Raw genomic sequence first — 10324 nt, forward strand, 5'->3', positions numbered from 1 at the left:
ACCGTCCCCCGACGTGCGAACTTCGAATGTGAAAGAACCGTCCCCGGACGTGCGAGCTCGGATGGTCGAGCGATGGTGGCCTCTGGACGAGGTTCCAGCGATCTCCTAGAATCGAACAGATGTTCGATATAGGGGAGGTGGGCGATGCGCACCGAGCGTCCGTGGCCGCGAGTGGAGCGGTCGGTATCAACGGGGTATGTGCCGCCGGGGTGGCCGGAGCGGGTCCGCCCGCCGGGGGCTCCGGACTGGGAACTGACGGCCACCGAGTTCCTGCTCGACTGTTGTCCTGCCGACTACCGGCGTTATCGGTTGCTGCGCCGGCATCCGGTGGTGCTGGCGCGCTTCGCGGCGGTGTTCGTCGAGGCGCAGGAGCGGGCGAGCCGGGAGGGGCTGGCCGGTGTTCGGATGAGCCTGGCCGATCTGGTCGCACCCGAGGTGATCGCCGGGGCGGTGGAGGTGTGGTCGCAGCAGCAGGCCTTCCTCGCCCGGTTGCGACGCGAAGTGACGATGGTCGAGGAGGCGCTACGCGGCAGACGCTTCGTGCCCACGATGTAGCTGCCGTCACCCGTGGCTGGGTCAACAGCAGAGCCGGGCTCAGGCGCTGCCCAGGTCGAACTCGTTTCCCTCCGGGTCGAGCATCCGCACCCAGCGGATCGAGTCGCCGATGGCGCCGTCCCCGACCCGCTGCGCGCCGAGGGCGACCAGTCGGTCCACCTCGCCGGCCAGATCGGGCACATGCAGGTCGAGGTGCATCCGGTTCTTGCCCTGCTTCGGCTCCGACACGCCCTGGATCAGCATCATCGGCCCGGTGGCGCCCTCAGCGGGCACCAACACTGCGTACTGCTCCACGCCGTCCAGCCGGCGATAGCGAAGTGCCTCGCACCAGAAGGGCGCCAGGGCGTCCGGGTCGATGGAGTCGAGCACGATGACGATCTCGACGGACGGCGTTGTCATCTGGTCCTCCTGGGTCGGGGCACTCAGCCTGCCCGATGCCACCGACGTAGACTGCTCGCCATGCCGTTGCTCGATCGGATCACCCAACCCGCCGACCTGCGAGATCTCAAACCCGCGGAACTGGACCGGCTGGCCGAGGAGATCCGAGCCTTCCTGATCGAGCACGTGGCGCGCACCGGCGGCCATCTGGGGCCCAACCTGGGTGCGGTCGAGCTGACCATGGCCATCCATCGGGTGTTCGACTCGCCGCGCGACCCGATCATCTTCGACACCGGCCACCAGAGCTACGTGCACAAGATCCTCACCGGACGCCAGGATCGCTTCGACACCCTGCGCCAGCCGGGCGGGCTGTCCGGCTACCCGAGTCGCGCCGAGTCCGAACACGACTGGGTGGAGAGCTCGCACGCCTCGTCGTCGCTGTCCTGGGCGGAGGGCCTGGCCAAGGGCTTCGCGCTGCGCGAAGAGGACGACCGGACGGTGGTCGCGGTGGTCGGCGACGGGTCACTGACCGGCGGCATGACCTGGGAAGCGCTGAACAACATCGCCGTGCAGCCCGAGCTGCGGCTGGTGATCGTGGTCAACGACAACGGCCGCTCCTACACCCCGACCATCGGCGGCCTGGCCAGCCGGCTGCGTGGTCTGGGCCAGCAGCTTTCCGCGATCCGCACCGACCGGCGCTACGAGCGCAGCCTGGCCGCCATCAAGCGCTGGGTGAGCCGGACGCCGGTAGTGGGTGAGCCCACCTACGGCCTGATGCACGGCGTGAAGGCGGGCGTGAAGGACGTGCTGGCGCCGCAGGGCATGTACTCCGACCTCGGCATCAAGTACCTGGGACCGATCGACGGCCACGACCGTGAAGCCTTGGAACGCGCGCTCGAGCAGGCGCGCCGGTTCACCGGCGGCCCGGTGATCGTGCACTGCCTGACCGAGAAGGGACGCGGATTCGCCGCCGCCGAGGCGAACGAGGAGGACCGGTTCCACGCGGTCGGGCCGATCGACCAGGTCACCGGCGTACCGCTGGGCAGCGTGCCCGCCCGGACGTGGACGGACGCCTTCGGCGAGCACTTGGCCAGGATCGGCGCCACCGACGACTCGGTGGTCGCGATCACCGCGGCGATGCTGCACCCGACCGGACTGACCCGGTTCGCCCGGCACTTCCCGCACCGCACCTTCGACGTCGGCATCGCCGAACAGCATGCGGTGGCGTCCGCGGCCGGCCTGGCCCGGGCCGGGCTGCACCCGGTGGTGGCGCTGTACTCGACCTTCCTCAACCGGGCCTTCGACCAGGTGCTGATGGACGTCGCCCTGCACGGTGAGGGCGTCACCTTCGTACTCGACCGGGCCGGCATCACCGGTGCGGACGGCCCCAGCCACCACGGCATGTGGGATCTCGGCCTGCTCGGCATGGTGCCCGGGCTACGGCTCGCGGCGCCCCGCGACGAGCAGCGACTGCAGGAAGCGCTGGAACTCGCGGTCGACATCGACGACGGGCCCAGCGTGCTGCGGTTCTCCAAGGATCCGCTGCCCGCACCGTTGCCGACGCTGCGCACCGACGGTGAGATCGACGTGCTCTTCGAGGACGGCGACCCGCGCGTCCTGGTCGTCGGCTGGGGGCAGTTCGCCGGCATCGCCGTCGAGGTCGGCACCCGGCTGGCGCAGCAGGGCATCGGCGTCCGGGTGGTCGATCCGGTGTGGGCGTTGCCGGTCAGCGCCGATCTGATCCGGTTGGCCGGTGCGCACGAGTTGGTGGTGACCATCGAGGACGGCGGCCTGGCCGGCGGGCTCGGCTCGCGGCTGGCGCAGGAATGCCGGCTGGCCGGCGTCCGGGCCAACGTCCGGGAGTTCGGGATTCCGCAGCGGTTCATCGAGCAGGGCAGCCGTCCGGGCATCCTGGCCGACCTGGGTGTGACCGCCCAGCAGATCGCCCGGTTCGCCACCGAGGCGGTGCTGTCCGGCGAGGCCGAGCCCTCGATCGGCAAGATCGAGACCGGGCACCACGGCTGATTCCGAGACGGCAGGGGGCGAGGTCCTCGGGGCAGGGTCTCGACAAGCTCGACCAGCGGTGTCTGTCAGTGCCGAGGGGGCGCGAGGGCGATCGCCAGGCAGCCGACGGCTGCGGTGAGGAACAGGGGAGTGCCCAGCAGGAAGTCGCCGCCGTCGGCGAAGATCGCAGCGTCGAAGAAACCACCGCTGCTGCGGGTCAGGGTCATGAAGGCGGCTGAGGTGACGCCGATCAGGGCGCTGGCGCAGTAGAGCAGCACCCGCGCGGGTACCGGCCAGCGCGGCGTCCCTTCGCGGGTGATGTCGCCCTCGGTGAGCAGTCGCCAGACCAGACCGAACAGCACCGCGGCGATGCCGCTGAAGCCGAGCAGGGCACTGATCGGGTCGTCCAGGATGGCGCGATGTGGATAGACCAGGCAGAGCAGCACCCCGGAGGCGAGCGCCGCGACCCGCAGCATGGTCAGCCGCCGGGTGATCAGCAGCACCGCGGCGACCACCAGCATGGCGACCAACAGCAGGCTCGACATCTGCGGCACCGTGTTGCTCGCCCACCCGCCGAGGCCAAGGTTGCGGAACAGCTGGAACAGTGCCAGCACCGTCATCGCTGCCATGAACATGGCCGCCCAGGGCCGACCACGCCGGGCCAGCGGCAGTGCGATCAGGAGTCCGGCCACCCCGATCGTGACACGGGAGATCGCCTGCGCGAGGTCGGTCGCCGACGCGTTCAGGTAGGCATCGGTCGAGGCGAACAGCCACTGCGGGCCGAGGTTCCGGGCAACCTCACGCAGGATCAACGGCACCGGCTGGAGCAGCACCAGTGCGGCAGTTCCGACCGCGACAAGGTAGTTCACCGGCGTCGAGTCCTCGTCCAGGTCAGCCCAGGCCGGCGGCCGGCGGGCCACCGCCATGACGACGAGTTGGGCGCCGGCGATCCCCGCCAGCGCCAGCAGCGAAGCCAACCAGCCCGCCGCCTCATTCTCCGGATCCTGGAAGCTGCGGCCCAGTTCGAAGGCGGCCCAGATCACCAGCAACATCCCGGCCAGTTGCAGCGGACGCCGGGAGAACTCGCGGGTCGCGGCCGCCACGCCGGAGAACGACGCGGCGACGGCGATCTGGGCCAGTGCGGCACCGGCCACCAGCAATGCGGGCATGGCCAGGGTGCTCACCGTCATCAGACCACCCTCGGCGACGATGCCGCGCCAGTCTGCGTTCAACCCACGGGAGGTGCTGCTGCCGACCATCGGAAAGAACACGGCGCCGCCGATGGCGACCGTGACCGCCACGAACTCCCACCAGGCGAACGCTGCCTGCCAACGCACCAGGGTCAGCACCACCAGGGCCAGCAGGCCGAGCAGGCTGGCCACCAGCAGGATCGGATCGGACGCCCCGGCGGTCGCGAAGTAGAACAGGGCGACCGTCACGGTGAGCAGCGTGAACAACTTCACCCACCAGGGCAGATGCAGCGCCGCCGTCTGCAGCGTCGCCAGCGACAGCACGACGCCCGCGATGCACAGCCAGGCGCCGACGTCCGGAATGGTCTGACTCGAGGTCACCACAAGGGCGCCGGCGCTGCGCAGTGGGCCGGCGAACACCACCGCGAGGGTGAGTAGCCCGTACAGGATGAGGATCGCCGTGACGATCGCGACCAGGCCGACCGGCCAGCCGTCGCGGCGGGGGCGTCCCTCGCGTACCGGTTGGACGATGGTCAGCCAGACGATGTCACGCACGACGGCGCCGGCTGCTGCGAGCGTCCTCATGACGCCTCCCGGCGGTACGCGACTGTGCCGATGAAACAGAAGAAGTCACCCGAATCCGGAACCAGGAAGACGCCGGCCCCGAAGGACAGGTCGGATTCCTGGGTCCGGTAGCTGGCCACCTCTCTCCCGGACGTGTCCAGCAGCCGGATCGCGGTCCGGTCGGCGACCACCAGCCGATCCCCCTGGGCGAGGACGCGGACCGGGGTGATCGGACGAGCCCACTGCTGGACGCCGTCGGCAGCGCGCAGGCTGACCAGCTCGTCCTGCCGGGCGACGATGGCGAGCGAACCGGCCCCGGTGATCGAACGCCGGGTGCCGGTCAGCTGCACCCGCCACAGCCGCTCGCCGTCGCTCAGTCGGTAGCCGCGGACGTAGCTGTCGGCCCGGCTGGCCACCACGGCGATCCCGTCGGCGACGCCGAACGCCTCCGGTGCCTCGGTCTCGAACTCGGACCGGACGGCTCCCGTCGCATCGAGGCTGAGCAGATTGCCGGTCTGGTCGAGCACGGTCAGTGTCGCGCCGACGACCATCGGCTGCCGGATCTCCGTCGGCAGCTGTGCGGTCCAGGCGACCCGGCCGGTGGCGGCGTCGAAGGCGGTGACCGTTCCGTCCAGGCCGGCCAGCACGGCCAGCGTGCCGAACCGGGCGACCGGGACGGCGCTGACGTCGTCGACCTCGGCCTGCCAGAGGAACTCGCCCTCAGCGCCGTAGGCGACCACGGTGCGTTCGGTGGTGGCCGCGACGACGATCTTCCCGATGGCTATCGCCGAGGTGATCTGGCCGCCCGGGTGGGCGCTCCATCGTGGGTCGGTCTCGCCGTCCGACCAGCCCCGGGCGACCAGGTCACCGCCGGGGGTGTTGACGTAGACGACGACCGATCCGGGCAGCACCACCGGGCGGACCGTGGCATACAACGCGACCGGTGCGACGTTGAGATCGCGCCGGGTGAAGCTCCAGCTGTCGGTGAGTGCCGGCGGGGTGTCGGCGGTGACCCGGCCGGCCGCCTGCCAGCGGGGTACACGGGTGACCTGGCCGGAGGTCATGGTGCCCGCTACGGTCGCGATCACCCCTCGTCCGGGACACCAGGTGTTGACCTCGCGGGTGGCGGTCTCCCGGCCGATGGTCAGTTCCATGCTGATCGAGAGACAGCCGGCGTCCTGCGCGGTGGCCTTGAACGTCGCCGCGTACGGCTGGCGGCCCGAGGCCTTGCGTCCGCTGCCCAGCGTGGCGGTGCCGGCGGCCGTCCATTCCTGGCCGTCCTGGACGACGGCGGGCAGCACCGGCAAACCGGGCTCGAACGCCTGGAAGTCGCGTGCACCGGCGTCCGCCCGTAGTTCCAGACCAGTGGGTTGGATGGACAACATCCGGCTGCGTCGGCGGCTGACCCGTCCGGAGGCGTCCGCGGTGACCTCGACGATCCGCGCCCAACTCGACGTGGTCACCTCTTCGGCGTCCTTGATTCCGTAACTGAAGGCGGCCGGTGCACTCTGGGCGATCTGAGCGCCGAACGTGCTGTAGTACTCGGCCACCGTGTCGGTGCCGTCGGAGTTCTCCAGAACCACGCGGGTCCCGGACGCGGGGAAGAACCGCATCGCGGCGGACGCCTCGGCTGCGGTCACCGGCCGTCCGGTCACGGCGGCGGCGGTGATCACGCCGAACACGACCACGAACACGAACACCGAGGCGATCCAGGGCCGTCGACGGCGCTGCCGCGTCGGTGGGGCGAACTGCGGCGGGGGACCGGCCTGCATCCCGGCCCAGGGCGGCGTCGATCCCGGTGGCGACGATTGAGGATGGGGTGGAATCGGAGCAGGCGGCTGCCATTGCGGCGGCTGACTACCGAATGCACCACTCGGCAGGTGGCCTGGATCTGACACCCGCTCACTATAAACAAGCCGCGGTCTGGGTCGGACGGGTCGCCGCGCCACCGCTGGTCGAGCTGGTCGAAGCGTTGACTCCGGAGCGTCGAAGGCCGGCTTGCGACAGCGAGTCAGTCGGCCGTCAACCGCTCCACGATCAGCGGCACCAGCAATTCACGCTGCCAGGGCCGGACGGATTCGGCGGCCAGAGCGGCTTCGATCGTTTCCGCGCTCACCTCGGCGGGCGGCGTCCAGAGCAGCCGGCGCAGGGCGTCCGGGCTGATCAGGTTCTCCACCGGAAGCTCCAGTTCGGACGCCCGCTCGAGCACGGCGGGCCGGACGGCGTCCCAACGGGCGGCAGCCTCAGGATTGCGGATCTCCCAGGTGCGGGTGGGCGGTGGACCCTCGGCGCTCTGCTGCTTGTTGGGCAGTTGGTCGCGGGTCAGCGCGGCCACCCGGTCGAGCGCGGCCAGCCAGCGGGCCCGGTAGCGGGAGGGGAACCGCCAGGCGAACTCGGGCACGGCCGCCAGGTCGGTGGGACCGAGGCGCTTCACCTCGGCGGGGTTGGCCCGGGCCGCCAGCGCGCTGATCGCCCGGTCGGGCAGGATCTTGCCGGGCGCCCGGTCCATCGAGGACGCCAATTGGTCCCGCACCTGCCACAACTCGCGGACGACGGCCAGTGCCCGCGGCGTCCGGACGGCATGGAGACCGGAGGTCCGCCGCCACGGATCGACCCGCTCAGGGGCCGGCACGTCGGCCCGCTCGACCAGGTGAGCGAACTCCTGCGCCGCCCATTCGGCCTTGCCAGCCGCCTGAAGCCGCTCGTCCAGCCAATCCCGCAGGTCGACCAGCAGCTCCACGTCGAGCGCGGCGTAGGTCAGCCATTCGTCGGGGAGCGGACGCCGTGACCAGTCGGCGGCCGAGTGCTCCTTGCGCAGGGTGATCCCGAAGGCCTCCTCCACCAGGGTGCCCAGCGCGACCCGGGGCATGCCCAGCAGCCGGGCGGCCAACTCGGTGTCGTAGAGGCGGCGGGGGAGCAGTCGCACCTCGGCCAGGCAGGGCAGATCCTGGCTGGCGGCGTGCAGCACCCACTCGGCGTCGGCCAGCTTCGCGGCCAGTTCGGAGAAGTCGGCGGGGTGGTCACGACCGGCGAACGGGATCGGGTCGAGCAACACGGTGCCGGCGCCGGCGCGACGCAACTGGATCAGGTAGGCACGCGCCGAGTAGCGGAAGCCCTGGGCACGTTCGGTGTCGATCGCGACCGGGCCGGTACCCGCAGCCAGTGCGGCCGTGACCTCGGCAAGCCCGGCCGGTGTCTGGACGACCTCGGGCACGCCGTCCGCCGGAGCCTCCAGGACGACGAGTTCGTCGGGTTGGTCGGTCACCGCCGACGCCGTGCCGACATCACCACCACGCCCTCGGGCAGCGGTGGCAGGCCGGCGGTGGTGCACAGCAGCTCGGACCAGCTCATCAGGTGCCGGGTGACGTCGTCGGCCGAGGTGACCAGCGGTGTCCAGGAGGCCCGGATCTCGATCTCGGCACGCGGCGGGTCGGCCGACATGGCTCCGAAGGCACGCGACGACACGGCGGTGACGGTGCCGCTCGGGGCGGTGTAGGCGGCGTCGTAACGCTCCAACGCGTCGGTCAGCCACGACCAGCCCACCTCGGTGAGCAGCGGGTCGACCACCATCTCGGCATCCACCTCGGCCCGGGCATAGGTGACGCATCGGAAGTCGCCGTCCCATGAGGCGTTGCCGGCCGGGTCGTGCAACAACACCAGCCGTCCGTTGCCCAAGTCTTCGCCGCCGACCACAACCTCGGCCGCCACCGCGACCGCGTGCGGTGCGATCCGCTGCGGCGCCGGTATCTCTTCGATGACCAACTCGGGCCGCCAGTGCATGGCTTGCAGTGCAGCCACCGCGTCATCGAACAACCCGGTACTGCCCACCATGGTCTTGCGCGCTCCTCCCACGGGGGTGAATCTAGCCGTGGTGACGCCCGCCGCCCGGGGGACTCGCCGGGCAGCGGCCACGATCACCCCTGCTGTTCGGGCTCCAACGTCAGGCAGATCGAGTTGATGCAGTAGCGCTTGTCGGTCGGCGTGTCATAGCCCTCACCGGTGAACACGTGGCCCAGGTGGGAATCACAGGTGGCGCAGCGCACCTCGGTGCGGACCTGCCACAGCGAGCGATCCTCGATGTAGCGGACGCTGTCCAGCTCGGGTGCGAAGAACGAGGGCCAGCCGCAATGCGACTCGAATTTGGTGTCGCTGGTGAACAGCTTCGCGCCGCAGGCCCGGCAGCGGTAGGTGCCCGGCGTGGTGGTGTCGGTGTACTCCCCGGTGAACGGGCGTTCGGTGCCGGCCTCGCGCAGCACGTGGTACTCCGCCGGGGTGAGCATCTCGCGCCACTGTTCCGGCGTCCGGAATTGCGTGGGATCGAGTTCCATGGAGCGCTCCTCGGTGTCAAAGATGGCGGCTCCAGGGTAGTCGCGAGCGCACTGGCCAGAATCGATCACGATTGGCCACCGCTCGCGGTGCCCAATCTTGATCGATTCGGTGCCACTAGCCTGGACCGATGGCTACCAACCCCGTCGTCGTCGAAGTGGCCGGACGCCAGGTCCGCGTCACCAGCCCGGACCGGGTCGTCTACGAGCCGACGGAGCGGACGCCGGCGGTCACCAAACTGCAGGTCTGCGAGTACTACGCGAGCGTGGGCGACGCGTTGATGCGGGCGATGGGGGAGCGGCCGACCGCGATGGAGCGTTGGCCCGACGGCTGGCGCGAGGGGATGCGGCTGGCCACCAGCACGCAGGATCGGGAGGCCGACGGCTTCTACCAGAAGCGGCTGCCGAGGGGTGCGCCCGACTACGTCGAATCGGTCCGGATCACCTTCCCCAGCGGACGTCCCGCCGACGAGCTGTGCCCGTCCGAGCCGGCGGCATTCGTCTGGGCGGCACAGATGGGCACGCTCACCTTCCACCCCTGGCCGGTGCGGCGTCCGGACGTCGACCACCCCGACGAGCTGCGGCTCGACCTGGACCCGCAGCCCGGCACCGGTTTCGCCGACGCGCAACGGGTGGCGGCAGTGGCCCGGGAACTGCTGGAGGAGCTTGGGTTGCGCGGCTACCCGAAGACGTCCGGCAACCGCGGCATCCACATCTACCTGCGGATCCGTCCCGAGCACAGCTTCGAGGACGTCCGGCACGCCGCGATCGGCTTCGGACGCGAACTGGAACGCCGCGACGGTGGGGTGACCACCGCGTGGTGGAAGGAGGAGCGCGGCGAGCGGATCTTCATCGACTTCAACCAGAACAATCGCGACCGCACCATCGCCGGCGCCTGGAGCCTGCGCGCCCGGCCCGGTGCTCCGATCAGCACCCCGATGACCTGGGAGCAGCTGGCCGAGGTCAAGGACCCCCGTGAGTTCAACCTGATCACCGTGCCCGACTACCTGTCGCACGGCGATCCGTGGGCCGACATGGACGACGAGGCGTTCCCGCTGGAACCCCTGCTCAACCTGTGGGAGACCCTGCCCGGCGGCGAGCTGAACTTTCCACCTGACTATCCGAAGATGCCCGGCGAGCCGCCGCGGGTGCAGCCGTCCAAGAAGGTGGCGGCGCACTGGGACGAGCAGGGCAACCGGATCGAGAAGTAGCGGGGCGGCACAATGGCTCCCATGCAGCTGCCCGTGATGCCCCCGGTGAAGCCGATGCTCGCCAAGGCGGTGCCTCAGATTCCGGCCGGGGCACTGT

9 protein-coding genes are annotated in these 10324 nt (G+C 70.5%); 3 read left to right on the plus strand and 6 right to left on the minus strand.

The window, feature by feature from the left end:
* Window positions 1–144 precede the first annotated feature (144 nt).
* Window positions 145–555, plus strand: a complete 411-nt coding sequence (locus Q0066_RS06845; RefSeq protein ID WP_298131415.1) for a hypothetical protein — start codon at window positions 145–147, stop codon at window positions 553–555.
* Window positions 556–594: 39 nt separating this feature from the next.
* Here the strand turns inward: Q0066_RS06845 and Q0066_RS06850 are convergent, their stop codons facing one another.
* The gene (locus Q0066_RS06850; RefSeq protein ID WP_298131417.1) at window positions 595–954 is read right to left on the minus strand and encodes a VOC family protein; all 360 of its coding nucleotides are present in this window, start codon (window positions 952–954) and stop codon (window positions 595–597) included.
* A gap of 60 nt (window positions 955–1014) precedes the next feature.
* On the opposite strand from Q0066_RS06850, the gene dxs reads away from it, so the two are divergent.
* Complete coding sequence (gene dxs / locus Q0066_RS06855; protein ID WP_298131419.1) at window positions 1015–2958, plus strand: 1-deoxy-D-xylulose-5-phosphate synthase; 1944 nt, start codon at window positions 1015–1017, stop codon at window positions 2956–2958.
* 65 nt (window positions 2959–3023) lie between these two features.
* On the opposite strand, the gene Q0066_RS06860 is transcribed toward dxs, so the two are convergent.
* From Q0066_RS06860 to msrB, 5 genes are all read right to left on the minus strand, one after another.
* Complete coding sequence (locus tag Q0066_RS06860; RefSeq protein ID WP_298131420.1) at window positions 3024–4712, minus strand: hypothetical protein; 1689 nt, start codon at window positions 4710–4712, stop codon at window positions 3024–3026.
* Window positions 4709–6463: a PQQ-binding-like beta-propeller repeat protein gene (locus Q0066_RS06865; RefSeq protein WP_298131421.1), complete on the minus strand. Its 1755-nt coding sequence runs from the start codon at window positions 6461–6463 to the stop codon at window positions 4709–4711. Before Q0066_RS06865 ends, Q0066_RS06860 begins: the two co-directional genes overlap by 4 nt.
* Before the next feature lie 239 nt (window positions 6464–6702).
* Window positions 6703–7956 carry an HRDC domain-containing protein gene (locus tag Q0066_RS06870; protein ID WP_298131424.1) on the minus strand — a complete coding sequence of 418 codons (1254 nt, stop codon included), beginning with the start codon at window positions 7954–7956 and terminating at the stop codon, window positions 6703–6705.
* Complete coding sequence (locus Q0066_RS06875) at window positions 7953–8543, minus strand: DUF3000 domain-containing protein (RefSeq protein ID WP_366521502.1); 591 nt, start codon at window positions 8541–8543, stop codon at window positions 7953–7955. The genes Q0066_RS06870 and Q0066_RS06875 overlap by 4 nt, the downstream gene beginning before the upstream one ends.
* Window positions 8544–8605: 62 nt before the next feature.
* Window positions 8606–9019: a peptide-methionine (R)-S-oxide reductase MsrB gene (gene msrB, locus Q0066_RS06880; RefSeq protein ID WP_298131425.1), complete on the minus strand. Its 414-nt coding sequence runs from the start codon at window positions 9017–9019 to the stop codon at window positions 8606–8608.
* A gap of 128 nt (window positions 9020–9147) precedes the next feature.
* Between msrB and Q0066_RS06885 the strand changes: the two genes are divergently transcribed.
* Window positions 9148–10227, plus strand: coding sequence for a DNA polymerase domain-containing protein (locus Q0066_RS06885; RefSeq protein ID WP_298131427.1), 1080 nt, complete (start codon window positions 9148–9150; stop codon window positions 10225–10227).
* Window positions 10228–10324 lie beyond the last annotated feature (97 nt).

The organism is Micropruina sp., assembly GCF_027492755.1.
Lineage (GTDB): Bacteria > Actinomycetota > Actinomycetes > Propionibacteriales > Propionibacteriaceae > Micropruina.